We start from the raw sequence: 23,469 nt of genomic DNA, 5'->3' as shown, positions 1-23,469 counted from the left end.
AGCTCCGCCCGGCTGCGCGGACCGCGCCGGGTGCGGGCCGGGCAGGCCCTGACGACCGCTCAGACCACGGCGAGCCGGTCCACGAGCAGTTCGACCCTCCGTTCGGCGTCCCCGGGCGGCAGCCGTCCCGCCCGGGTCAGGGTCGCCAACCCGTGCAGCGCCGCCCAGAACACCTCGGTGAACAGCCCTGGTTGGACACCGTCACCGGCGACCTCGGCGAGGCTCTCCAGCAGGGCGGCGAAGGCGTCCTTCAGCGGCTCCGGGGTGTCCTCCCTCGCGAACGCCAGGCCGCCGTCGAGCTGGAACATGGCGTCGTAGACCGCCGGGTTGCGTTCGGCGAAGCCGAGGTAGGCGCGGGCGAGGGCGGTGACCCGGTCGCGCGGGCCGTCCGCGGCCGAGGCCGCGGACCGCAGCGCCGCGGCCATCTCGGCGGCGCCCTCCAGGGCGACGGCGCCGATGATCTCGCGCTTGCCGCGAAAGTGGCTGTAGAGGACGGGCTGGCTGTACTCGATGCGCTCGGCGAGGCGGCGGGTGGTCACCGCGTCCCAGCCCTGCTGCTCGGCGAGTTCGCGGGCCGTGGCCAAGATGAGGCGTTCACGGCCCGCCCGCTCACGCTCCTTGCGTTCCTGTACCGACATGACTCGACTCTAGCACCGCTAGACAATCGAGCGACAGTAGCGATAGCGTCGACCCGTCATCTAGCAACGCTAGGTTCCAGGAGGGGTCGTCATGCTCCATGCACTGGAGGTCTTCACCACCGTCGCCGTCGGCGTGATGGTGGGGGTGGAGTTCTCCGTCGCCTTCTTCGTCAATCCGATCCTCGACGGCCTCCCCGGTGACAGCGCTCAGCACGGCCGCAGCCACGGCGCCCGGCTGCTCGGCGGCGTGATGCCCCTCTGGTACCTCACCTCGCTCGTCCTCGTCGGGGTCTGGGCCGGCGCCGGACGGCACCACCACGGCGCCGGACTCGTCGCGAGCGCCGGCGCGCTGCTGATCGTCAGCGTGGTCATGTCGGTCCTGCTGCTGGTCCCGATCAACAACCGGGGCAGGACGTGGACCGCCGAGAACCGGCCCGAGGACTGGAAGGAGCAGATGAACCGCTGGGACCGCTTCCACTACCTCCGCGTCGCCGTCATCGTCGCCGCCTTCACCCTGCTGGCCGCCGCCCTCGCCTGAACCCACGGGCCTTCGTGGATCCGCCATGTCTTGGTGGATCCGCCGACCTCGCCGCCGAGCCGTTCCGCGCCGTCCACGTCGGTCCCACACTGGCGCAACGCCCCCGCATGGATGAAAGGTCAGCACGATGCCCATGTTCAACGACGGGATGTCCGAGACCGAGCCGCCCGCGGACTCGGCCGTCACGACCGACGTCGTGGTCGTCGGTTCCGGCCCCGCCGGCGCCTCCTCGGCTCTGCTGCTGGCGACGCTGGGCGTCGACACCATCATGATCACGAAGTACCGGTGGACGGCGAACACCCCCCGCGCGCACATCACCAACCAGCGCTCGATGGAGGTCTTCCGCGATCTGGGCATCGAGGCACAGGTGCTGGCCGACGCGACGGACCACTCCCTCGTCGGCGACACGGTGTTCTGCACCAGCATCACCGGAGAGGAGATCGGCCGTATCCACACCTGGGGGACCCGGCCGGACCGCGAGGCGGACTACCGGCTGGCGTCCCCCTGCCTGACCGTGGACATCCCGCAGACGTATCTCGAACCGATCCTGGTCCGCAACGCGACACAGCGCGGCGCGCAGACCCGGTTCTCCAGCGAGTACCTGTCCCACACCCAGGACGCGGACGGAGTCACCGTGCGGGTGCTGGACCGGCTCACCGGGCACGAGTACAGCATCCGCGCGAAGTACCTGATCGGCGCGGACGGCGCCCGCTCCAAGGTCGCCGCGGACATCGGTCTGCCCTTCGAGGGCGCGATGGACATCGCCGGCTCGATGAACATCACGTTCAAGGCCGACATCAGCCGCTACGTCGCCCACCGGCCGTCCGTCCTGTACTGGGTCGTCCAGCCCGGCTCGAACGTGGGCGGCATCGGCGCCGGGCTGGTGCGCATGGTGCGTCCGTGGAACGAGTGGCTGATCGTGTGGGGTTACGACATCGCCGGGGAACCCCCGGTCGTCGACGAGGCCGCCGCCGTACAGATCGTCCGCAACCTCCTCGGGGCACCCGACCTGGAAGTGGAGATCACCGGCACCAGCCTGTGGGGCAACAACGAGATGTACGCGACCCGGCTGCACCAGGGCCGCGTGTTCTGTGCGGGCGACGCCGTGCACCGGCACCCGCCGAGCAACGGTCTGGGCTCCAACACCTCCGTCCAGGACGCCTACAATCTCGCCTGGAAGATCGCGGCCGTGCTCAAGGGGCATGCCGGACCAGGGCTGTTGGAGACCTACACGGCAGAGCGGGCGCCCGTCGCCGAGCGCATCGTCAAGCGTGCCAACAAGTCCAGCCGCGAGTTCGTCGACATCTTCGAGGCACTGGGCGTCCTCGGGGCGCCGGACGAGGCCGCGATGACGGCCGCGATCGAGGAGCGCAAGGCCAACACCCCTGCCGGAGCCGCCAAGAGGGCCGCGCTGGTGCGGGCGATGGAGCTGAAGAACTACGAGTTCAACGCGCACGGTGTGGAGCTGGGCCAGCACTACGCCTCGGCTGCCGTCGTCTCCGACGGCAGCCGACTGCCCGTGCCCGCACGGGACGCGGATCTGTACTACGAGATGTCGACCGTCCCCGGCGCGCATCTGCCCCACGCCTGGGTCGGGGACAGCGCACATCGTCTCGCGCTGATGGACCTGGCGCCGTACGACCGCTGGACGCTGCTGACCGGCATCGCGGGCGAGGCGTGGGAGCGGGCGGCCCGGAAGGTCGGCGAGGAACTGGGCGTGCCGCTCGCCACCGTCGTCATCGGCCCGGGCCGGGAAGTGACCGACCTCTACTACGACTGGGCCAAGCTGCGCGGGACCGACGAGAGCGGTGTGCTGCTGGTGCGGCCCGACAAGCACATCGCGTGGCGGGCCATGGAGCTGCCCGACGACCCCGAGGACCGGCTGCGTGCCGCTCTGCTCTCCGTCCTGGGAAGGGACTAGACCGTGCGATTCGTCCACGACACGCTGCCGCAGCGGGTGCGGTTCGCCTCCGGCGCGGCCGCGGAGGGCCTGGCCGCGGAGGTCGCCGCGCTCGGTGCCCGGCGGGTGATGGTGGTCGCGGGAGCGACCGAGCGGGAGTTCGCCGATCGCGTCACCGCCGGCCTGCCGGTGGTCCACCGGCACGACGACGTCGTCATGCACGTTCCCGTCGAGGTCGCCGTACGGGCTCGTACGGCGGCCGTGGAACGGGAGGTCGACGCCCTGGTCAGTGTCGGCGGCGGCTCCACCACGGGACTGGCCAAGGCGGTCGCGCTGACCACGGGGCTGCCGATCGTCGCCGTCCCGACCACCTACGCCGGCTCGGAGGCCACCGCCGTGTGGGGGCTGACCGAGAACTCCGTGAAGACCACCGGTACGGACGCGAGGGTCCTGCCGCGTGCCGTCGTCTACGACGCCTCGCTCACGCTCTCCCTTCCGGTCGGGCTGAGTGTCGCCTCGGGTCTCAACGCGCTGGCCCACTGCGTGGACTCGATGTGGGCCCCGCGGACCGATCCGATCAACCAGGCCCTCGCCGCCGAGGGCGTGCGGGCGCTGCGGAGCGGGCTGCCGCTGGTCGTCAAGGACCCGCAGGCGCTGGACGGGCGGGAACAGGCTCTGTACGGCGCCTACCTGTCCGCCGCGGCGTTCGCCTCCGCGGGCTCGGGACTGCACCACAAGGTGTGCCATGTGCTGGGCGGGATGTTCAACCTTCCGCACGCCCAGACCCACGCGGTGGTCCTTCCCCATGTCCTCGCCTTCAACGTGCCCTTCGCCCCGGACGCCGAGCGACGTCTGGCCGCCGCCTTCGGCTCCCCGACGGCCGTGGAGGGGCTGGTCGGCCTCCGTGACCGGCTCGGCGCGCCGCGCTCGCTGCGCGACCTCGGGATGCCCCGGGACGGTGTGGCGGCCGTGGCCGAGGCCGTCGTGGCCACCGCGCCCGCGGGTAATCCGCGGCCCGTCACCCTCGACGGGATCACCGATCTCGTACGGAACGCCTGGGAGGCCCGATGAACGACACCCGTACCCCGCGCAGGGCCGTCCCGGCCGGGCAGCAGGAGCGTGAGGAGCGGATCACCCGGCAGGTGCTGGCGTCCTTCGACGACTGCGCCGACCCCCGGCTGCGCGAGATCATGCAGTCGCTGGTCCACCACCTGCACGCGTTCGTCCGAGAGGTCCGGCTCACCGAGGACGAGTGGACCGAGGGGATCGAGTTCCTCACCCGTACCGGACACATCACCGACGAGCGCCGCCAGGAGTTCATCCTGCTGTCGGACGTGCTCGGAGCCTCCATGCAGACGGTCGCCGTGAACAACGAAGCGTACGGCGACGCCACCGAGGCCACGGTCTTCGGCCCGTTCTTCGTCGACAACAGCCCCGAGATAGCCCAGGGCGGCGATCTCGCCTTCGGGGCCGCCGGACAACCATGCTGGGTGGAGGGCACCGTCACCGACGACGCGGGGGAGCCCGTGGCCGGAGCGCGGATCGAGGTGTGGGAGGCCGACGAGGACGGCTTCTACGACACGCAGTACGGGGACGACCGGATGGCGGCGCGGGCACACCTGTTCAGCGATTCCGAGGGCCGCTACCGGTTCTGGGGGCTCACGCCGACGCCGTACCCCATTCCGCACGACGGGCCGGTGGGCGGGTTGCTGGCGGCGACCGGCCGGTCCCCGATGCGGGCGTCCCACCTGCACTTCATGGTGAGCGCTCCGGCGCGGCGCACGCTGGTCACGCACATCTTCGTCCGCGGTGACGAACTGCTGGACCGGGACTCCGTGTTCGGGGTCAAGGAGTCGCTGGTGAAGGACTTCGTCACCCAGCCGGCGGGTACGCCCACGCCGGACGGACGGGATCTCGGCGAACGGTCCTGGTCCCGGGTCCGCTTCGACATCGTGCTGGCACCCGACGGCGCGTGAACCCGCGACCCGCTACGGCCGGACCCGCGCCTCGCGCAGGACGTCGGTGGCACGCAGGCCGTAGCGCTCCTTGAACCGGTGGGAGAAATGGGCGGCCGAGGCGAACCCGCAGCGCGCGGCCACCTCGGCCACGGTCGCCTCTCCCCCGGTGCCCAGCAGTGCGCGGGCGCGTTCGAGGCGGCGGTGCAGCAGATACCGCGGCACGCTCGTGTCGCCGGCGGCGAAGACCCGGGACAGATGGCGCTCGCTGATCCCGATGCCGCGGGCGATGCGGGCCGCCGAGAGCCCCGTGTCGGACAGGTGCTCGTCGATGTAGGTCTTCGCGACGGTCAGGTGGACGGTGGACAGGGAGGGGACGCGGCCGCTCGCGGCGGACACGAGCAGGTCGAGCACGGCGTCCTCGTCGACGTTCCCCGCCGTGGAGGACTCCGGTGGCAGCGCCCCGGCGACGACGGCGGCGAGCGTCCGGGTGTGGACGGCGCCGGCGTCGATCACCAGCGGCTGGGGCAGGGAGGCCGGCCCGCCGAGGTCACGCCACACCTGGTGGGGGATCTTGACCGCGAGTTCCTCCAGGCCGTGCGAGAAGCCCCGGATGAAGGGCTGGTCGGCGTCACAGACCAGCAGCTGGCCCGGACGCAGCAGCCGTACGCCGTCGTCGTAGTAGAAGAAGGCGTCCCCGGCCAGGGTCAGATAGCAGGCCACGGCGTCCGAGGGCACGCGGCGGATCTCGGCGTCGGGCCGTTCGACGACGTGGGGGCTGCCGAGGACCCGGGCGAGATGAGCCCGTGGCAGCTGGAGATTGATCTCCGTCGCGTCGAGGGCGGTGTCGTGCAGGGAACGGCAGCGCAGCCCGATCAGGGCCTCTGCGTTGTGCTCTTCCCACAGGGCGATGCGTTCCGCCTCGGGAAGACCGGTCGTACTGAAGCGCACCGGTGCACTTGTTGTGCCGCTCGTCATTCCTCCAGCGTAGAGGGCGGGGCCTGCCGGTGTTCGGGACCGTCCACACATTCTTCGATCACCGAGGCGACCTGTTCGGTGGCGGGCGTGGTGCGCCGGGCATGGCGCGCGAGGACCAGGTCGACGGATTCCGTCTGGGTGAGGGGCACGTAGGCGACGCTGGCGAGACGGAGGCTCTGGACCGGTGAGGGCACGAGGGCGACGCCGTGTCCGGCGGCCACGAAGACGACCAGCGTGGCCGTCTCCCCGACCTCCATCAGCGAGGTGGGCTGGAATCCGGCGCGCCGGCATGCGGCCAGGACCCGGCCGTACATGGAGGAGCGCGAGGAGTGGACGACGAAGGGCTCGTCGGCCAGCGCCTTGAGCGAGACGCGTCGGCGGGCCGCGAGGGGATGGTGCGAGGGCAGTACGGCCACCAGGGACTCGGTGCGCAGGGGGGTGGTGCGGATGTCCTCGTGGTCGGCGGGGCCGCGCAGGACGGCCAGGTCGTAGGCGCCGGAGAGCAGTCCGTCGACCAGGTCGGGGGTGAGGAGTTCGCCGCGCAGGTCCATGGTGATCCCGGGCAGCCGGGCTCGTACGGTGCGTGCGACCTGCGGCAGCAGGTCGTAGGTGGCGGTGCCGATGAAGCCGGTCGAGACCCGTCCGGCGTGGCCGCCGGCCAGCTCCGTCATGTGCCGGCGGGCGCGCTCCTCCTCCGCGACCAGGGTGCGGGCGTGCTCCAGGAGGTGGTGGCCGGCCTCGGTCAGGGCGACGTGCCGGGTGGAGCGGGTGAACAGTGTGGTCCTGAGCTCCTTCTCCAGCTGTTTGATCTGCTGGGAGAGGGCCGGTTGAGCCACGTGCAGGCGGGTGGCCGCCCGCCCGAAGTGACATTCCTCGGCCAGCGCCAGGAAGTACCGGATCTGCCGCAGTTCCATACCCCGATTCTATAAGACCGACTTATCAATCCATACGGATTGGGTCTTGGACGGGTCGAAGTCCGTGCTCCTACCGTGACGGTATGACCGACAGCTATCTCTACTCGGCGGCGCGAACCCCCTTCGGCCGCTTCAGGGGCGCCCTCTCCGAGGTCCGGCCCGACGACCTCGCGGCACAGGTCATCGGCGGGGTCCTCGCCAAGACACCCGCACTGGATCCCGGACGCATCGACGACGTCGTCTGGGGCAACGCCAACGGCGCCGGCGAGGACAACCGCAACGTCGGCAGGATGGCCGTCCTGCTGGCGGGGCTGCCCACCTCGGTGCCCGCGACCACCGTCAACCGCCTGTGCGGATCGTCCCTCGACGCCGCCCTGATCGCCTCGCGCGCCATCGAGAGCGGCGACGCGGACATCGTCCTCACCGGCGGAGTCGAGTCGATGACCCGCGCCCCGTGGGTGCTGCCCAAGCCCGGGCGCGGCTTCCCCGTCGGGGACGTCACCGCCGTGTCCACCACGCTCGGCTGGCGCCTGGTCAACGAGCGCATGCCCAAGGAGTGGACGGTCTCCCTGGGCGAGGCGAACGAGCAGCTCGTCGACCGCTTCGCCATCTCCCGTGAGCGCCAGGACGCGTTCGCGCTCCGCTCCCACCGTCTCGCCGACGACGCCTGGAACGCGGGCTTCTACGACGACCTGATCGTCCCCGTGTCGGACGGCGAGCGGACCGTTCTGGAACGCGACGAGGGCATCCGCCCCGGGTCCACCATGGAGAAGCTCGCCACGCTCAGGCCCGCCTACCGCCCCGACGGCCTCATCACGGCCGGAAACGCCTCGCCGCTGAACGACGGCGCCTCCGCGGTGCTGCTCGGTTCGGGCGCGGCCGCCGACCGCATCGGCGTGGATCCGCTCGCCCGCGTCGCGGGCCGCGGCGTGGCCGCGCTGGATCCGCAGATGTTCGGATACGCGCCCGTCGAGGCCGCGAACAGGGCGCTCAAGCGTGCGGGCATCTCCTGGGCCGACGTCGACGCCGTCGAACTGAACGAGGCGTTCGCCGTGCAGGCGCTGGCGTGCGTGGACGCGTGGGATGTCGACCCGGAGATCGTCAACACCAAGGGCGGGGCCATTGCGCTCGGCCATCCTCTCGGTGCGTCGGGCGGCCGGCTGCTGGGCACCCTCGGCCGCCGGCTGCAGGAGTCCGGCACGCGGTGGGGCGTCGCGGCGATCTGTATCGGTGTCGGCCAGGCCCTCGCCGTGGTCCTGGAGAACGTCGCCGGGGGCGCCAGGTGACCACGAAGCTGTGTGCTCACGCGGACGAGGCGGTCGCCGGTGTCCAGGACGGCGCCACGGTGCTCGTCGGAGGCTTCGGCATGGCGGGCATGCCGGTGGCGCTGATCGACGCGCTGATCCGGCAGGGAGCGACCGGCCTCACGGTCGTCTCCAACAACGCCGGCAACGGCGACACCGGTCTGGCGGCGCTGCTGGCCAAGGGACGGGTCCGCAAGGTGATCTGTTCCTTCCCCCGGCAGGCGGACTCCTGGGTGTTCGACGGCCTCTACCGGGCGGGCCGGATCGAGCTCGAAGTCGTCCCCCAGGGCACGCTGGCCGAACGGCTGCGGGCGGCGGGAGCGGGTATCGGTGCCTTCTTCTGCCCCACCGGTGCCGGCACGCTGCTCGCCGAAGGCAAGGAGGTGCGTGAGATCGGCGGCCGCCTCCATGTGCTGGAGTACCCCATCGCCGGAGACGTCGCGCTGATCGGCGCTCATCGCGCGGACCGGATGGGCAACCTCGTCTACCGCAAGACCGCGCGCAACTTCGGTCCCGTCATGGCCACCGCGGCCACCACCGTGGTCGCCCAGGTCCGCGAGGTCGTCGAGACCGGCGAGATCGATCCCGAGACCGTCGTGACGCCCAGTATCTTCGTCGACCGAGTAGTACAGGTGGCTGATCACTCATGACCCGGACATCCGCGACGGCCGGCGGCAAGGGCCCGCTGGGCAAGCACGACATCGCCGCCCTGATCGCCCGCGACATCCCGCACGGATCCTTCGTCAACCTGGGGATCGGCCAGCCGACCCTCGTGGCCGACCACCTCTCCCCCGGTTCCGGCGTGGTCCTGCACACCGAGAACGGCATGCTCAACATGGGGCCGGCCGCCGCGGAGGACCAGATCGATCCGGACCTGACCAACGCGGGCAAGGTTCCCGTCACCGAACTCCCGGGTGCCGCCTACTTCCACCACGCGGACTCCTTCGCGATGATGCGCGGCGGCCATCTGGACATCTGTGTCCTCGGCGCGTTCCAGGTCTCGGCACACGGCGACCTGGCCAACTGGCACACCGGCGCACCCGACGCCATTCCGGCGGTCGGCGGAGCCATGGATCTGGCCATCGGGGCGAAGAAGGTGTTCGTGATGATGAACCTCTTCACGCGGGACGGAGAACCCAAGCTGGTCGCCGAGTGCGGCTATCCGCTGACCGGCCTGGCCTGCGTGGACCGCGTCTACACGGATCTGGCCGTCTTCGACCTCACGCCGGGCGGGGTCCGGGTGCGGCAGACCTTCGGCGTCGGCGTACGCGAACTCGCCGACCGCCTGGGCCTGCCGTTGGAGACCGGCACCCCTGAACAGCTCGTGTGAACCGGGTCGGCCGCATGGCCGACGTCGGTGCATTCACTCGTTCGAGTTGCACGGTCACGGACAGGCAGATACCGTTACAGGCAGTGACATGCGGCTGGCCTGCGGTGCGGTCTCCGTACGCACCCTTCCTTTCCGGGTCGACGAGTCGACTCATCGAGACAGCGCCCCTTCGCGCGCTTCGCGGCTCCGGATTCCGGAATTGCCCAAGGAGATCTCCCATGCCCGAATTTCTCCGTTCGTGCTCCCGCAGGAAATTCATCTCCACCTCGGCGAGCGCGGCGACCGTCGCGACGGGGGTGTTCGGCCTACGGGCCTGGGGCAATTCCGCAAAGCCCGAGTCCCTGAGCGAGAGACAGAGCATCCGCCCCTTTCGCGTGCATGTCCCGGAACAGGACCTGGCCGAGCTCCGTCGGCGCGTCAGGGCGACACGATGGCCCGACCGCGAAACCGTCCGCGACCAGTCCCAGGGCGTCCAGCTGGCCACGATGAAGGAGCTCACCCGGTACTGGGGGACGACGTACAACTGGCGGAACATCGAGGAGACACTCAACTCCCTGCCGATGTACGTGACGGAGATAGACGGACTGGACATCCAGTTCATCCATGTCCGTTCCCGCCACGCGAACGCCCTCCCGGTCATCCTGACCCATGGCTGGCCGGGCTCCATTCTGGAGTTCCTGAAGGTCATCGGGCCGCTGAGCGACCCCACCGCCCACGGGGGGCGTGCCGAGGACGCCTTTCACCTCGTCATCCCGTCGATGCCCGGCTACGGCTTCTCGGAACGGCCGGCGACCACCGGCTGGAATCCCGACCGCATCGCGCGTGCCTGGGCCGTGCTGATGGAACGTCTGGGATACCGGCACTACGTCTCCCAGGGCGGGGACTGGGGCGCCGTGATCTCCGACAGGATGGCTGTGCAGAAACCCCCCGGGCTGCTCGGAATCCATGTCAACTTCCCGGCCACGGTGCCGCCGGACATCGCGAAGAAACTCGCCTGCGGTGACCCGGTACCGGCCGGCCTCGATCCGGACGAGAAGGCCGCCTACAACCAGCTGGCCGCCTTCTACAAGACGGGTTCCGGCTACTCGGCCATGATGGTCACCCGCCCGCAGACCGAGGGATACGGGCTGACGGACTCGCCCGCCGGACTGGCCGCCTGGATGTACGACAAGTTCGCGGCGTGGACCTACAGCGGGGGTCACCCCGAGCGCGTGCTCACCAAGGACGAGATGCTCAACGACATCACCCTCTACTGGGTGACGAACACCGCGGTCTCCTCGTCACGTCTCTACTGGGAGAACAACGCCAACAACTTCAACGCCGTGTCCGTGTCCGTCCCGGCCGCCGTCACGGTGTTCCCCGGCGAGATCTACCAGGCCCCGCGCAGCTGGACGTCACGCGCGTACCACGACCTCATCTACTACCACAAGGCCCGCAGTGGCGGCCACTTCGCGGCCTGGGAGGTCCCGGGCATCTTCACGGACGAGCTCCGCGCCGCGTTCTCACCACTGCGCATCACCCGGAAGACCGCCGGCAAGTAGGCGCCGCCCGGCTCCACCCCGTGACCGGATCGGTCCGCACCCGGACCCGATGGGGCCTGTCGTCACTCCGGTGCCGTCGGTCAGGCTGGGAAACATGACCCGCGCACTGATCGTCATCGACGTCCAGGAGTCCTTCCGCGCCCGCCCGCTGTGGGAGACCATCTCCAACCCGAAGATCGCCCACCAGGTGGACCGCCTGGTACGGCTCGCCCGCCAGGCCGGCGACCTGGTGGTGTGGGTACTGCATGCCGAGCCCGGCAGCGGCGATGTCTTCGACCCCGCCCTCGGCCATGTCCGGGTGATGGAGGAGTTGCAGCGACTGGACACGGAACCCCTGATCCACAAGACCTCGCACAACGCGTTCACCACCACCAACCTGCAACAACTCCTCACCGAGCGCGGCGTCCGCGAGCTCACCGTCTGCGGCATCCGAACCGAACAGTGCGTGGAGACCACCACCCGCATCGCCGCCGACTACGGCTATCTCGTCACCTTCGTCACCGACGCCACCGCGACCAACCCCATCCCGCACCGTGACGCTCCCGCCGAACAGAGCGTCGCCGAGCTGCTCTCGGACCCCCGCACCCTGAGCGCCGAAGAGGTCATCAGGCGCACCGAGTACGCCCTTGCCGGGCGCTTCGCCACCATCGCCACCGTCGGACAGCTGGAGGCCGCCGCCGGTTCTCGGGCATGATGACCGGATCGTGAGCCACGTCGCCTTCCTCCTGCTGCCAGGACTCCACCTGCTGGACCTGGCAGGCCCGGCACAGGTCTTCTCCACGGCCGCCGACTTCGGGCACCCCTGGACGCTCAGCTACGTCGCCGAGCAGCCGCTGGTCCCCACCGCTCAGGGCCTGCCCCTGGCGGCCCGGCTCGACTGGCCCGGACTCGGCCCCGAGGACCTGATCGTGGTGCCCGGCTGGCGGGCGCCCACCCTGGCCGGCAGCCCCGCCGTCGGCGCGGCCTGCCTGCGGGCTCTCCGGGACCACCACGCCGCCGGCGGCACCGTCGCCAGTGTCTGCGCCGGAGCCGAGGCACTCGGGCGGGCCGGCCTGCTCGACGGCCGCCGCTGCACCACCCATCACGATGTGCAGGACGAGCTCGCCCGCCGCTACCCGAGGACGACGGTCGTCCGCGATGTCCTGTACACCGCCGACGACCGGGTGGTCACCTCGGCCGGCATCGCCAGCGGTATCGACCTGGCCCTGCACCTGATCGCCACCCGGCACGGCCCGGCCCTCGCCGCACGGGTGGCCCGCGACATGGTCGTCTACGCACGGCGCAACGGCCACGACCCGCAGGCCAGCGCCATGCTCCGACACCGATCCCACCTCGACGACACCGTGCACCGCGCCCAGGACCTGATCGACGCCCGCTTCGACCACCCACTGCCGCTGTCCAGCCTGGCCACGGCGGTGGGAGTGAGCGAACGTACCCTCACCCGCCTCTTCACCCGCGCCACCGGCGGCCTCACCCCGCTCCGCTATCAGCAGACCCTCCGCCTCGAACGCGCCGACCACCTCATCGGTCACGGCGCCACCGTCGATGCCGCTGCCCGCGCCGTCGGCTTCGAGGACCCCCGCATGCTGCGCCGCCTGCGGGCCCGCAAGCACTGACCGGCAGCAGCGCACGCCATCACGCACGCGCCGACCGCCCTCGACCACTTCGGGGGCGGCCGATGCGCGCATCCGGTGGCACACCGCGGGGTGTGTGCTCCGGCGTGCGGCCGAACGTCCGTCGACATGTCGGCCACCGCCGCACCTGCTCCGCCGTCCGCCCTTCCGCAGGTCTCTGGGCGCTGCCGTCCCGTCCGCCGGACCTCACGCCCCGGCCCTGCCGGGCCCTGTCGCCGTCGAGATCGGCGGTGACGGCACCGTCCCGCGGCCCGGCGCCGCCGCCCACGCACCCGACCGGTCGCTGACCCCGCGCCGGGTGGCCGAGTGAGCCGGCGAGGGAGAAACCCAGGGGGAAGAAACGCTGGATCCGGCTCCAGCAGGTCACCCCCGCCACGGCCCTCGGCGTCGCGGCGGTTCGCGCGGCACGCTCGACGACATCGCGGCCTGCCGTGCGGTCACAGCCCTCACATTGCGGGAACGTGAAACATCTCCCGGCGGGATGAACGCGCGCGGGCGCGGCTGTTGCAGAGAAGGAAGGACAGGATGCGCAGCCAGAGGGAGCCGACATGACCGTTCAGGACGTCGACCGGGTGAGCTTCGTACAGGAGTGGCAGGAGTGGCACCGGCAGAAGGAGGCGGTGCTGGCCGGCCCGCACGGGTTCCTCGCGATCACCGGTCTGCACTGGCTCAGCGACGAGCCGACCCGGTTCGACGACGCGCCCGGCGCCTGGTCGGCCACGGCCGACGGTGTGGTCGTCGAGCTGGACGAGGGCGAGGAGCTGACCGTCGACGGGCAGGCCGTGCGGGGCCGCCACGACTTCGGTGTCCTCGCCGAACGCGCCAGTGTGTACGCCGGCTGGGGTGACGCGGTGGTCGAGGTCGCCAAGCGCGGCGGACACGACATCGTGCGCCCCCGCCACCCGGACAACGCGCTGCGGACGGCGTTCACGGGGACACCTGCCTACGAGCCCGACCCGCGCTGGGTGCTCGCCGGCCGCTTCCGGCCCTTCGGTACCCCGCGCCCGGTGACCGTCGGCGCCGCCGTCGAGGGCCTGGAGCACGTGTACGACTCACCCGGTCAGGTCGAGTTCGAACTGGACGGCGCCGTGCACCGGCTCACCGCGTTCAACGGCGGGACGCCCGGCGCCCTGATGGTGCTGTTCACCGACAAGACCTCCGGGGTGACCACGTACGCGGCCAACCGCTCCCTGAAGGTCCCCGCCCCCGACGCCGAGGGGAGGGTGACGATCGACTTCAACCGCGCCGCCAACCTGCCCTGCGCCTACACGGACCTGGCCACCTGCCCGCTGCCGCCGGCCGAGAACCGGCTGCCGGTCGCGATCGAGACGGGCGAGAAGATCCCGGTGGAGCGCGGCGGACAGCCCTGACGGGAGGCGCGGCCGCCGTCAGGGGCGCGGCGGTTCCGTCAGCGTCCTGGTGAAGTGGGTGACGGGGCGCTCCAGCCGTTCACCGTCGAGGGTGATGTCGACGGCCTCGTTGTAGAAGGCGAGCAGCCCCTGGACGGCGCCGACCGCGGGGAGCGGGTCCGGATAGCTCCAGACCAGGTGGGGCGGGACGTCGGCGGCGCCGCGCCACGACCAGTAATGGGCCGTGCCCTTGTAGGGGCAGCCGGTGTGGTGTTCGGTGGCTTCGAGCAGGTCGAGGCGCACGTCCTCACGCGGGACGTAGTAGCGCGTGGGCAGGCCGGTCTCGAAGAGCAGGACCGGCCGGCGGGTGTCCGCGACGACCGTGCCGTCGATCTCGACCACCAGGTGCCGGCTGCTGGGGATGGCGTCCACCCGCTTGTGCGGGTCACGGGGATGGATGAAGATCTCTTCCTCCTCCTCGTACCAGTGGTCGAGCCCCCGTCCGACGCGGCTGAACCACTCGAAGGCGATGTGACCGGCCAGGTCGGCGGCCGGGAAGGTCCAGGCGGCGTTCTCCACCGGCTCGCCGTCGACGTCCAGGTCGTAGAAGATCCGCGACCCGGTGTGCGTGCCCGTCGGGGGGTTCCTCGCGGGGCGGAGCAGATCCTGCCGGACCTCCGTGCGCGGGAACGCGTACAACGGTACGGGCACCCCTGGCTCCCACACGAGGACGGGGTGGCGGCTGTCGACGACCGTGACCTCGCCCTTGCGGCCGCGCACCCAGCGCTCGCTCGGCTCCCACAAGAGCCCCTCGGGGGTGGTCCGCACGGCCCGCGCGGTGGGGAATGTGGTCATGACCGGCTCTCCTTCGGCTTGCTCACAGGGTGACGTCGGCGACGTGGGGGCGCCCCCTGGCACGCTCCCACAGCGGGACGGGTTCGCAGTCCGAGCCGGCCCGCGCGTCACCGTTCCGCCTGCCGGCGAAGGTCCCGGCGGGCACGCGCCGTCCTCGCCGACCCTCAGCACGACTACACCCGGCGGCTGTTGGCCGCGGCCCCGAGCCTGACCACGGCCCGTCCCCGCACCCCGGTCGCCGCCGCCCCCGCCGACACGACGGTTCCACTGGTCGAGGCACGCCACCTGGTCAAGGAGTTCAGGCTGCCGCGGGCCGGTGGCCCGGCCCACGCCCTGCGCGCGGTGGACGACGTCAGCCTCACCCTGCGGCGCGGGCAGACCCTCGCCCTGGTCGGGGAGTCGGGCTCGGGCAAGTCCACCACCGCCCGGCTGATCCTGCGCCTGGCCGAGGCGACCTCCGGGCAGGTGCTGTTCGACGGAGCCGACGTCACCACCGCCAGGGGCGCCGAGGTCAGACAGCTGCGCCGGCGCGCCCAGCTCGTCTACCAGAACCCCTACGCCTCGCTCGACCCGCGCCTGTCCATCGGCGAGGTGGTCACCGAGCCGCTGCGGGCGTTCAGGGTCGGCGACCGCACCGCCCGGCTCGACCGCGCCCGCGAGCTCCTCGACCGGGTCGCGCTGCCCGCCGCGACGCTCGAGCGGCGAGCGGCGGAGCTGTCGGGCGGACAGCGCCAGCGGGTGGCCATCGCGCGGGCCCTGGCGCTCTCCCCCGACCTGGTGGTGTGTGACGAACCCGTCTCCGCGCTCGACGTCTCCGTGCAGGCCCAAGTCCTGGACCTGCTGGCCGAGTTGCAGGCGGACACCGGCGTGGCGTATCTGTTCATCTCGCACGACCTGGCGGTCGTACGGCAGATCGCGCACCAGGTCGCCGTCATGCGGGCCGGGCGCGTCGTCGAGACGGGCCCGCCGGAGGACCTGTTCGCCGAGCCCCGCCACGAGTACACCCGGGAGCTGCTGGCGGCGATCCCGGGCGGCCGGTCCCCCGCCCCCGAAACCACCACGGACTGAAGACCGGCACCCCTGAGCACTCCGGCCGTCGCCTCACTCGCCTTCCTGACCCCGGCGACCCCGCGGACGACGTCCCCTGCCCCGGTCTGTGAGGAGACCCTTCAGCTCCTGGAGGACGGGGAACGGCTCGGCTTCGACGGCACCTGGCGCGGCGCATCCGGTACGACGGCGACCGCCGCGCTCGGCGCGCTGGGCCGCCGGCGGGCCCCGGCGCCTGAAGTGCGGTCGATGTACGGGGTATTGACGCGCAGCTGGTCTAGTCCATACCGTCTTCAACCATCGATGGTTCAGCAGTGGAACCATCATTCAGTTATGTGAACGTACCGCTGCAGCTCCCGCATGCTCTGTCTCGGCACCCCCACCTCGCGCGTCACGCGTTCATGACAGGAGCCGTCCTGTGATCAGATCGACCGCCAGAGCCCTCACCGCCCTTCCCGCAGTCCTCGCGACGGCCGCCGCCGCCCTCCTCGCCGCCGGCGGCTCCGCGAGTGCCGCCGCCAACCCCGGCCCTGGCTTCCCCGCCCACTACGCCGCGCCGTACGTCGAGACGTGGAACTCGCCCTCGGCCATGACCAACGCCCGCACCGCCACGGGCCTGAAGTACTTCACGCTCGCCTTCGTCATCGACGGCGGCGGCTGCAACGCCATGTTCAACGGTGACACCCCCGTCACCGATGCCGGCTGGACTTCGGCGATCAACTCCCTGCGCGGCGCGGGCGGCGACGTCATCGCCTCCTTCGGCGGCGCCTCCGGCACCGAGGAGGCACAGGCCTGTACCACCGTGGCCTCGCTCAAGGCCCAGTACAAGAAGGTCATCGACACCCTCAACCTCACCCGGGTCGACTTCGACATCGAGGGCAGTGCGATCGCCGACACCGCGGCCAACGACCGCCGGAACAAGGCCCTCGTCCAGCTCCAGCAGGAGTACGCCGCCGCCGGACGCAAGCTGGACGTCCAGTACACCCTGCCCTCCATGCCGAACGGCCTGGACGGCAACGGCACGAAGCTGCTGTCCAACGCCAAGAGCAACGGGCTCACCGTCAATCTCGTCAACATCATGACGATGGACTACTACGACGGGACCCGGGACATGGGCAAGGCGGCCACCGACGCCGCCACCGCCCTGCGCAGCCAGCTCGGCGCCATCTGGCCGGAGAAGTCCGACTCCGAGCTGTGGGCGATGGAGGGCAACACCCCGATGATCGGGGTCAACGACGACACCAGCGAGATCTTCACCACCGGCAACGCCACCACCCTCGCCGACTTCGCCAAGTCCAAGGGCATCCAGGAACTCGCCTTCTGGGCACTCGGCCGCGACAAGGCGTGCGCCACCAACGGCCAGCTCTCCGACACCTGCAGCGGGACTCCGCAGAGCGCCTGGCAGTTCTCCAGCACCTTCAACACCGTGACCGGCGGTACGACGACCCCGCCGCCCACCGGGTCCACCGGCCAGATCACCGGGCTCGGCGGCAAGTGCGTGGACGTCGCGGCGGCAAGCAGCGCCAACGGCACGGCCGTTCAGATGTATGACTGCAACGGCACCGGCGCCCAGCAGTGGACCGTGGGGTCCGACGGCACCGTCCGCAGTCTCGGCAAGTGCATGGACCTCACCGCCGCCGGCACCGCCAACGGCACGAAGGTCCAGTTGTACGACTGCAACGGCACCGGCGCCCAGGTCTGGCAGCGGAGCAGCGGCGACACCCTGGTGAACCCCGCGTCCGGCAAGTGCCTCGACGTCACCGACAAGTCGACCGCCAACGGCGCCCGGCTGCAGATCTGGACCTGCGCCGGCGGCACCAACCAGCAGTTCCACCTGCCGGCCTGACAGGGCAGAACGGCCTCCTTGAATGCGCTCCGTCACACATGCGTGTGACGGAGCGCGGCGGTTCGCGGGCGATCGCTCGGAACGCAGTTCGTGGCGCGCCGGAGGGCCAGGTGTTACGCGCGTAAATTCTGCGCCCGATGGCTTGCCGACAGCGCCTGGACTCACGATACTTCAGAATTGAAATTGTCAGGAGCACGTCCAGCCTGCCCATCCGGCGGGCCCGTGTGCCGTACCCACTCGCCCCTCTGACCCGCATCCCCCCACAGGAGGAACGCATGCGGATCAAGAAGCCCAGCACCGCGAGACGCACGGAACCGATCGCCACAGCGCCCGGCCCGACGACGGCAACCGCCCCGACGACTCTCACCGCCACCCGCACAGACGGGTCCCCGCCGAGGAACAGCCCGACCCCCCGCGACGACGCGGCCGCCGCAACACACAGGAGCGGAGCCCCCGCACGGCCCCGACGCGGCAGGAGCACCTCGCCCAGGCCACCAGCCCTCCACCGCCGCGCCCGGCTACGCAGGTACTGCCACCGCGGCGCGCGCGCCTCGGCCCCCGCCGCCGGTCCCGTGACCGGGATGCCGAACTCGTACGGCACCGGCACGCACTGACGGCCGGCCGCGTCCTCGCGGCCCGCACACCACCCCCACCGGTCCACCGGGGGTGTCTCACCGCCCTCTCGCGGCGGCCCTCCCCGTTCACCAGCGCCCTGGTCCCGTCCCCGCGAGGCCAGGGCGCGAACGAGGAGCGCCACAAGAGGGTGATCTGTCATGTGCACATCAACCTCACGCTCCTTTCGTGCGCCACCCGATGGAATCCGACATTCCACTTCTGGAGGTCCCGTGAGATCGACCAAGTCGCTGTCCCTGCTCGCAGCTCTGGGCGCCGCAGTCCTCATCAGCCTGGGTCTGGCCGCTCCGGCCGAGGCCGCCGGACCGGTGTACGTCGCGCTGGGCGACTCGTACTCCGCCGGCAACGGCGCGGGCAACTACGACAGCGCGAGCGGCAGCTGCCACCGCAGCCTCAGCTCCTACCCCTACCTCTGGAAGAACGCGCACGCCCCGTCGTCCTTCGCGGACACGGCCTGCTCCGGCGCGGTCACCACCGACGTGACGAACTCCCAGCTCGGCCCCCTCAACTCCGCCACCACGCTGGTCTCCGTCACCATCGGCGGGAACGACGCGGGCTTCGCCGACGTCATGACGGCCTGCGCCACGGATTCGGACTCCGACTGCGTCAACAGGGTCAACCAGGCCGAGACGTACGCGCGGAACACCCTGCCCGGCCGCCTCGACGCCACCTACGCCGCGATCCGCGCCAAGGCGCCCAACGCCAAGGTGGTCGTGCTGGGTTACCCGCACCTCTACACCCTCAACGTCTTCTGCATCGGGCTCAGCGACACCAAGCACCGCAAGATCGACGAGGCCTCGGACGTCCTCGACAGCGTCATCCAGGGCAGGGCCGCCGCGCACGGCTTCGTCTTCGGCGACGTCCGCACCACGTTCAACGGGCACGAACTGTGCTCCGGAGACGACTGGCTGCACTCCATCGTCATCTCGCCGACCTGGGAGTCCTACCACCCCACCGCCACCGGCCACGCTTCCGGCTTCTACCCCGTCCTCAACGCCAACAGCTGACCGGCCCACGACCGCGCGCGCAGGCACCGGGCTCCCGGGGTGCCTGCGCGCGAGGCACAATGACCCATGGGTGCCCGCCGCGGCGGGCCGGGGCGAAGGGGGCGGCGACGTGGCGCACTGGCAGGGAACCGACTTCACCGTGGACGGCCGCGAGCCGACCAGTGCCGAGGACCACTACCAGATCGGTCTGCACTGCTGGAACAGCGCGCAACACCGCGCCGCGGCCCCCTATTTCCTGGAGACCGCAGCCTCCGCCGGTCACGACGCCGCCGTGGAACTCCTGGGGCACATCGCCTATCTGCAGGGCCACTACGCGATCGCGGTGCCGCTGCTGCGGCAGAGCACCGGTTCGCCGCGGGCGGCCTACTACCTCGGCGCGCTGTACCACCAGGGCTGCCCCGAGGCGGGTATGGCCCAGTCACTCGACGAGGCGGCCCGCCACTACCGGGCCGCGGCCCGGCTGGGCGAACCCGAAGCCATGCTGGCCCTGGGCGAGCTGTACCTGGAGCGGCTGCTGCCGCTGACCCGCACGCCCGCGGAACACGCGCTGGAGCACTTCCTGGCGGCCGCCGAGCGCGGCCACCCCTACGCCCAGTACCGTGCCGCCGAGCTCTACCGCACCCTCTACCAGGACACCGGGCGCGCCGCCGCCCTCTACCGGTCCTGCGTGGACAACCCGATGACCGGCCGCCATCCGCTCGGGTCGATGATGGCCCTGCAGAGCCAGGCACACCTGCGCGAGGAGGCGGCGACGCGGACGGCCCGCGCGGCGCAGCAGCGACGCGACGCCGTCAACCCCGTGGAGCGACGGGGCGACTTCATCTGAGCGGTGCGGCCCGGGCAGCGCCGGCCCTGCCCACTTGTGACGCGCACCGGCCGGTCACGCGCACGCCAGCGCCCACAGGAAGGCGGAGAGCGTCCGTACCAGCTCCCGCGTCTCCTCCGTCTGGACCCGCAGGGTCTCCGGTACGCGGGACAGCTCCCAGTCGGCCGCATCCCGCGGCTCCTGCGGCTCGGCCGCCCACAGGAGCCGTACCTCCTCGGTGCTGGTCCGCAGCCCGGCGCAGGCACGAGCCGTGGCCTCCAGGGCCTGCGCCAGCGGCTCCGGGGTTCCTCCGTCGTCGCGCGGCATCGCCTCGACGGCCCCGGAGAGCACGTCGGCGAGGCCGACCAGGTACGTTGCGCGGGCCAGCCAGCCCGGGGCCCGGCCACCCCGCGCGCCGATGACGTCGGCCGGTTCGCGGTCCAGGGACATGCGGCCGTACAGGGACCGTTCCCGGGCACCGGGCCGCCAGCTCCCCTGTTCCCGGAGAACGTCGGCCCGCCGCATCGCCTGCCGGGCCAGCGCGATCACCGCCGGCCAGTCGCCGCGGTCCCAGTCGGGTGTCGCCAGGATCTCCCGGACGCGGTAGCCGACCGTCGCCGCCGGCCGCGCCCCGGCCAGGGCCGCACGCGGGAGTTCGGGGGCGAGATGGGCGAGCAGTACGGGTCTGACCCTGGCCACCGCCTCGACTCCGCCGACCCCGATCCCACCGTCGCGGGCCGCGTCGGGCATCGGGCCCGCCGCGGGCGGAGCGGCCGCGGGGTCGCAGTAGCGCAGGACATCGGCCAGGGGGACTTCGTCGACGAGGATTCCGGCGTCGTAGGCGGTCCGCCACAGCAGGAGACCAAGGGTGTGCGGGCCGCTCCCCCACGGCCACTTCACGCGTGCGCCCGGCTCAGCGGCGTGCCGCCGGGACGCGGGCGCGCCGAAGAGGAGATCCTGCTCCTGGTGCCAGGCGGTCATCAGGCCCCCCTGACGACAGGCCCGCTCCCAGGCACCGCACCCGTACGCGGCCCGGTGCCGCGACTCCCATCCGTCCGCGTCCAGCTCCACGTCAGCGTCCACGCGACGAACCGTACCCGTGCGTCGTGACGGCGCCGCAGGCACCGTCCCGGCGTCCGGCCGGGGCGGCGAGATGTACGCGCCGGACACACTCATCGATTCCCCTTCTCAATGCCATGACCAACAACTGTTGGACCTCTGAATCATCGATTCCTAGGCTCGGCCGAGCAGGCCTTCCGCACGGGAAGACCTCGACCACCTGTCTTCCACACCCGGAGGAGACGTCCGATGAAGCAACGCACGATCGGCGGACGGACGGTTTCGGCGATCGGGCTCGGCGGCATGCCGATGTCCATCGAGGGCCGCCCCGAAGCCGGCAGATCGATCGCGACGATCCACGCCGCGCTGGACGCCGGTGTCACGTTCGTCGACACGGCGGACGCGTACCACCGCGACGCCGCCGAGGTCGGCCACAACGAGGAGCTCATCGCCGGGGCCCTGCGCACGTACGGCCGGGGAGCGGACGACGTGCTGGTCGCGACGAAGGGGGGCCACCTGCGGCCCGGCGACGGCAGCTGGACCGTGAACGGTGATCCCGCCCATCTCAAGCGGGCCGCCAAGGAGTCGGCCAAGCGCCTCGGCGTCGAGGCGATCGGCCTCTACCAGTTCCACCGCCCCGACCCGCGCGTCCCGTACGCCGATTCGATCGGCGCGATCCGTGACCTGCTCGACGAGGGCGTGATCCGCATGGCGGGCATCTCGAACGCGACCGTGGACCAGATCGACGAGGCGAACCAGATCCTGGGCGGTCGCCTCGCCTCGGTCCAGAACCAGTTCTCGCCCCGGTTCCGCTCCAGTCTGCGCGAGCTGGAGCACTGCGCCGAACTCGGGATCGCGTTCCTGCCCTGGAGCCCACTGGGCGGCATCGCGAACGCGCCCGAACTCTCGGCGCAGCAGGCCGCCTTCCGCGAGGTCGCGAACGAGGTGGGCGTCAGCGTCTACCGGGTGACCCTGGCCTGGGAGCTCGCCCTGGCGCCCGTGGTGGTCCCGATTCCCGGGGCCTCCCGCCCCGAAAGCATCCGTGACTCGGCGGCCGCCACCGACGTCGAGCTGACCGCGGAGCAGATTTCCCGCCTGTCGGCGGCCTGAGGTGCCCGGCACCGCACCGCCCACCCACTGATGGAGAAGGACCCGATCGTGAAGACGTTCAAACTGCCCGGCACCGACATGGTCGTCCCGAACATCGTGCTCGGCCTGATGCGCATCCAGGACAAGAGCGACGCCGAGGTCCGAGAACTCCTCGCGACCGCGATGGACGCCGGCATCACGTTCCTCGACCACGCCGACGTGTACGGCAGCGAACTGCACGGCTGCGAGCGGCGTTTCGCCGAGGCGATGCGGCTGAGCCCCTCGCAGCGCGAAAAGCTGATCATCCAGTCGAAGGCGGGCATCGTCGGCGAAGGCCCGTACTTCGACTTCTCCTATGAGCACCTCGTCGAGTCGGTGGACGGTTCGCTCAAGGCTCTCGGCACCGACTACCTCGACATCCTGCTGCTGCACCGTCCCGACGCCCTGGTCGAACCCGAAGAGGTCGCACGTGCCTTCGACGACCTGGCCGCGGCGGGCAAGGTGCGGGCCTTCGGCGTCTCGAACCACACCCCTCGCCAGATCGACCTGCTGCGCCGCCATGTCAGTCAGCCGCTGGTGGCGAACCAGCTCCAGCTGTCGATCACGCACGCCCCGCTCGTCGCGCAGGGCGTCGCGGCCAACATGCAGGGCCTGGACCAGTCGGTCAGCCGTGACGACGGGCTCCTGGACTACTGCCGACTGCACGACATCACCGTGCAGGCCTGGTCGCCGTTCCAGGCCGGCTTCTTCGACGGGCCCTTCCTCGGCTCCGAGCGCCACCCCGAACTCAACGCCGTCATCGACCGGCTGGCGGCGAAGTACGAGGTGCCGTCCCTGGCCATCGCGACGGCCTGGATCACCCGCCACCCCGCCCGGATGCAGGTGGTCATCGGCACGACCACCCCGCAGCGCGTCGCGGACGCCGCCCTCGGATCGGACGTCCCCCTGACCCGTGCGGAGTGGTACGAACTGTTCCGCGCCGCCCAGTACATCGTGCCCTGACCGTCGCCCCACCCGGACAGCGGCGAGCCGTACGCTCGCCGCTGC

General features: G+C 71.3%; 22 protein-coding genes and 1 pseudogene. 17 read left to right on the top strand and 6 right to left on the bottom strand.

The annotated features are described in order from the left end of the window. Positions 1-59 precede the first annotated feature (59 nt). Positions 60-638: a TetR/AcrR family transcriptional regulator gene (locus ACZ4O3_RS07025; RefSeq protein WP_467721485.1), complete on the bottom strand. Its 579-nt coding sequence runs from the start codon at positions 636-638 to the stop codon at positions 60-62. Between the two features lie 91 nt (positions 639-729). On the opposite strand from ACZ4O3_RS07025, the gene ACZ4O3_RS07020 reads away from it, so the two are divergent. From ACZ4O3_RS07020 to ACZ4O3_RS07005, 4 genes are all read left to right on the top strand, one after another. Next, entirely contained in the window at positions 730-1,176 is a 447-nt protein-coding gene (locus tag ACZ4O3_RS07020; protein WP_384994745.1) for an anthrone oxygenase family protein, read from the top strand. A gap of 127 nt (positions 1,177-1,303) precedes the next feature. After that, positions 1,304-3,097 (top strand): FAD-dependent oxidoreductase, encoded by a 1,794-nt coding sequence (locus tag ACZ4O3_RS07015; RefSeq protein WP_467721484.1) that lies wholly within the window; start codon positions 1,304-1,306, stop codon positions 3,095-3,097. 3 nt (positions 3,098-3,100) lie between these two features. Continuing rightward, positions 3,101-4,147, top strand: a complete 1,047-nt coding sequence (locus ACZ4O3_RS07010; RefSeq protein WP_467721483.1) for a maleylacetate reductase — start codon at positions 3,101-3,103, stop codon at positions 4,145-4,147. Further along, entirely contained in the window at positions 4,144-5,052 is a 909-nt protein-coding gene (locus tag ACZ4O3_RS07005; RefSeq protein WP_467721482.1) for an intradiol ring-cleavage dioxygenase, read from the top strand. The genes ACZ4O3_RS07010 and ACZ4O3_RS07005 overlap by 4 nt, the downstream gene beginning before the upstream one ends. Positions 5,053-5,064: 12 nt before the next feature. On the opposite strand, the gene ACZ4O3_RS07000 is transcribed toward ACZ4O3_RS07005, so the two are convergent. Together ACZ4O3_RS07000 and ACZ4O3_RS06995 are read right to left on the bottom strand one after the other, a co-directional pair. Next, a complete protein-coding gene (locus ACZ4O3_RS07000; RefSeq protein WP_467721481.1) occupies positions 5,065-6,009 on the bottom strand; it encodes an AraC family transcriptional regulator in 945 nt (314 codons plus the stop codon). Further along, positions 6,006-6,923: a LysR substrate-binding domain-containing protein gene (locus ACZ4O3_RS06995; protein WP_362728779.1), complete on the bottom strand. Its 918-nt coding sequence runs from the start codon at positions 6,921-6,923 to the stop codon at positions 6,006-6,008. The genes ACZ4O3_RS07000 and ACZ4O3_RS06995 overlap by 4 nt, the downstream gene beginning before the upstream one ends. Before the next feature lie 83 nt (positions 6,924-7,006). Between ACZ4O3_RS06995 and ACZ4O3_RS06990 the strand changes: the two genes are divergently transcribed. The 7 genes from ACZ4O3_RS06990 (at position 7,007) to ACZ4O3_RS06960 (ending at position 14,102) form a co-directional block, all read left to right on the top strand. Beyond that, entirely contained in the window at positions 7,007-8,209 is a 1,203-nt protein-coding gene (locus ACZ4O3_RS06990; protein WP_384994729.1) for a thiolase family protein, read from the top strand. Further along, on the top strand, positions 8,206-8,877 hold the full coding sequence (locus tag ACZ4O3_RS06985) for a 3-oxoacid CoA-transferase subunit A (protein ID WP_467721480.1): 672 nt from the start codon (positions 8,206-8,208) through the stop codon (positions 8,875-8,877). Before ACZ4O3_RS06990 ends, ACZ4O3_RS06985 begins: the two co-directional genes overlap by 4 nt. Beyond that, on the top strand, positions 8,874-9,557 hold the full coding sequence (locus ACZ4O3_RS06980) for a 3-oxoacid CoA-transferase subunit B (RefSeq protein WP_362728391.1): 684 nt from the start codon (positions 8,874-8,876) through the stop codon (positions 9,555-9,557). The genes ACZ4O3_RS06985 and ACZ4O3_RS06980 overlap by 4 nt, the downstream gene beginning before the upstream one ends. Before the next feature lie 218 nt (positions 9,558-9,775). Then, on the top strand, positions 9,776-11,098 hold the full coding sequence (locus ACZ4O3_RS06975; protein WP_467721479.1) for an epoxide hydrolase family protein: 1,323 nt from the start codon (positions 9,776-9,778) through the stop codon (positions 11,096-11,098). 94 nt (positions 11,099-11,192) lie between these two features. Next, entirely contained in the window at positions 11,193-11,792 is a 600-nt protein-coding gene (locus tag ACZ4O3_RS06970; RefSeq protein ID WP_362728395.1) for a cysteine hydrolase family protein, read from the top strand. Between the two features lie 10 nt (positions 11,793-11,802). Beyond that, positions 11,803-12,714 (top strand): GlxA family transcriptional regulator, encoded by a 912-nt coding sequence (locus ACZ4O3_RS06965; protein WP_467721478.1) that lies wholly within the window; start codon positions 11,803-11,805, stop codon positions 12,712-12,714. Positions 12,715-13,280: 566 nt separating this feature from the next. Next, entirely contained in the window at positions 13,281-14,102 is an 822-nt protein-coding gene (locus ACZ4O3_RS06960; RefSeq protein WP_362731593.1) for a DUF1684 domain-containing protein, read from the top strand. Between the two features lie 18 nt (positions 14,103-14,120). Here ACZ4O3_RS06960 and ACZ4O3_RS06955 read toward each other — a convergent pair whose 3' ends face one another. Continuing rightward, complete coding sequence (locus ACZ4O3_RS06955; RefSeq protein ID WP_362731591.1) at positions 14,121-14,936, bottom strand: DUF427 domain-containing protein; 816 nt, start codon at positions 14,934-14,936, stop codon at positions 14,121-14,123. Between the two features lie 22 nt (positions 14,937-14,958). After that, positions 14,959-15,081 (bottom strand): hypothetical protein, encoded by a 123-nt coding sequence (locus ACZ4O3_RS06950; protein ID WP_362731589.1) that lies wholly within the window; start codon positions 15,079-15,081, stop codon positions 14,959-14,961. On the opposite strand from ACZ4O3_RS06950, the pseudogene ACZ4O3_RS06945 reads away from it, so the two are divergent. The 4 genes and pseudogenes from ACZ4O3_RS06945 to ACZ4O3_RS06930 form a co-directional block, all read left to right on the top strand. Further along, positions 15,081-16,004 (top strand): annotated as a pseudogene (locus ACZ4O3_RS06945) (ATP-binding cassette domain-containing protein); the annotation flags it as partial. The gene ACZ4O3_RS06950 and the pseudogene ACZ4O3_RS06945 sit on opposite strands and share 1 nt — an antisense overlap. Before the next feature lie 397 nt (positions 16,005-16,401). Then, a complete protein-coding gene (locus ACZ4O3_RS06940; RefSeq protein WP_467721477.1) occupies positions 16,402-17,829 on the top strand; it encodes a ricin-type beta-trefoil lectin domain protein in 1,428 nt (475 codons plus the stop codon). An 845-nt stretch (positions 17,830-18,674) separates the two neighbouring features. Continuing rightward, positions 18,675-19,469: an SGNH/GDSL hydrolase family protein gene (locus ACZ4O3_RS06935; RefSeq protein WP_384994694.1), complete on the top strand. Its 795-nt coding sequence runs from the start codon at positions 18,675-18,677 to the stop codon at positions 19,467-19,469. A 70-nt stretch (positions 19,470-19,539) separates the two neighbouring features. Beyond that, complete coding sequence (locus ACZ4O3_RS06930; RefSeq protein ID WP_384994692.1) at positions 19,540-20,295, top strand: tetratricopeptide repeat protein; 756 nt, start codon at positions 19,540-19,542, stop codon at positions 20,293-20,295. Positions 20,296-20,349: 54 nt separating this feature from the next. Here the strand turns inward: ACZ4O3_RS06930 and ACZ4O3_RS06925 are convergent, their stop codons facing one another. Continuing rightward, a complete protein-coding gene (locus ACZ4O3_RS06925) occupies positions 20,350-21,357 on the bottom strand; it encodes a hypothetical protein (RefSeq protein WP_467721476.1) in 1,008 nt (335 codons plus the stop codon). Between the two features lie 225 nt (positions 21,358-21,582). Between ACZ4O3_RS06925 and ACZ4O3_RS06920 the strand changes: the two genes are divergently transcribed. Next, entirely contained in the window at positions 21,583-22,443 is an 861-nt protein-coding gene (locus tag ACZ4O3_RS06920) for an aldo/keto reductase (RefSeq protein ID WP_467721475.1), read from the top strand. A gap of 48 nt (positions 22,444-22,491) precedes the next feature. Further along, positions 22,492-23,424, top strand: coding sequence for an aldo/keto reductase (locus ACZ4O3_RS06915; protein WP_467721474.1), 933 nt, complete (start codon positions 22,492-22,494; stop codon positions 23,422-23,424). Positions 23,425-23,469: the final 45 nt, after the last annotated feature.

Source organism: Streptomyces sp. NPDC026515 (assembly GCF_055567595.1).
Note: the sequence above shows the minus strand (reverse complement) of the source record. Positions and strands in the feature narration are given on the sequence as shown.

What these genes read in the sequence shown, in the direction of transcription:
- ACZ4O3_RS07025 (WP_467721485.1), bottom strand. Translation starts at nt 638, where the DNA reads ATGTCGGTACAGGAACGCAAGGAGCGTGAGCGGGCGGGCCGTGAACGC.
- ACZ4O3_RS07020 (WP_384994745.1), top strand. Translation starts at nt 730, where the DNA reads ATGCTCCATGCACTGGAGGTCTTCACCACCGTCGCCGTCGGCGTGATG.
- ACZ4O3_RS07015 (WP_467721484.1), top strand. Translation starts at nt 1,304, where the DNA reads ATGCCCATGTTCAACGACGGGATGTCCGAGACCGAGCCGCCCGCGGAC.
- ACZ4O3_RS07005 (WP_467721482.1), top strand. Translation starts at nt 4,144, where the DNA reads ATGAACGACACCCGTACCCCGCGCAGGGCCGTCCCGGCCGGGCAGCAG.
- ACZ4O3_RS07000 (WP_467721481.1), bottom strand. Translation starts at nt 6,009, where the DNA reads ATGACGAGCGGCACAACAAGTGCACCGGTGCGCTTCAGTACGACCGGT.
- ACZ4O3_RS06995 (WP_362728779.1), bottom strand. Translation starts at nt 6,923, where the DNA reads ATGGAACTGCGGCAGATCCGGTACTTCCTGGCGCTGGCCGAGGAATGT.
- ACZ4O3_RS06990 (WP_384994729.1), top strand. Translation starts at nt 7,007, where the DNA reads ATGACCGACAGCTATCTCTACTCGGCGGCGCGAACCCCCTTCGGCCGC.
- ACZ4O3_RS06980 (WP_362728391.1), top strand. Translation starts at nt 8,874, where the DNA reads ATGACCCGGACATCCGCGACGGCCGGCGGCAAGGGCCCGCTGGGCAAG.
- ACZ4O3_RS06975 (WP_467721479.1), top strand. Translation starts at nt 9,776, where the DNA reads ATGCCCGAATTTCTCCGTTCGTGCTCCCGCAGGAAATTCATCTCCACC.
- ACZ4O3_RS06970 (WP_362728395.1), top strand. Translation starts at nt 11,193, where the DNA reads ATGACCCGCGCACTGATCGTCATCGACGTCCAGGAGTCCTTCCGCGCC.
- ACZ4O3_RS06960 (WP_362731593.1), top strand. Translation starts at nt 13,281, where the DNA reads ATGACCGTTCAGGACGTCGACCGGGTGAGCTTCGTACAGGAGTGGCAG.
- ACZ4O3_RS06955 (WP_362731591.1), bottom strand. Translation starts at nt 14,936, where the DNA reads ATGACCACATTCCCCACCGCGCGGGCCGTGCGGACCACCCCCGAGGGG.
- ACZ4O3_RS06920 (WP_467721475.1), top strand. Translation starts at nt 21,583, where the DNA reads ATGAAGCAACGCACGATCGGCGGACGGACGGTTTCGGCGATCGGGCTC.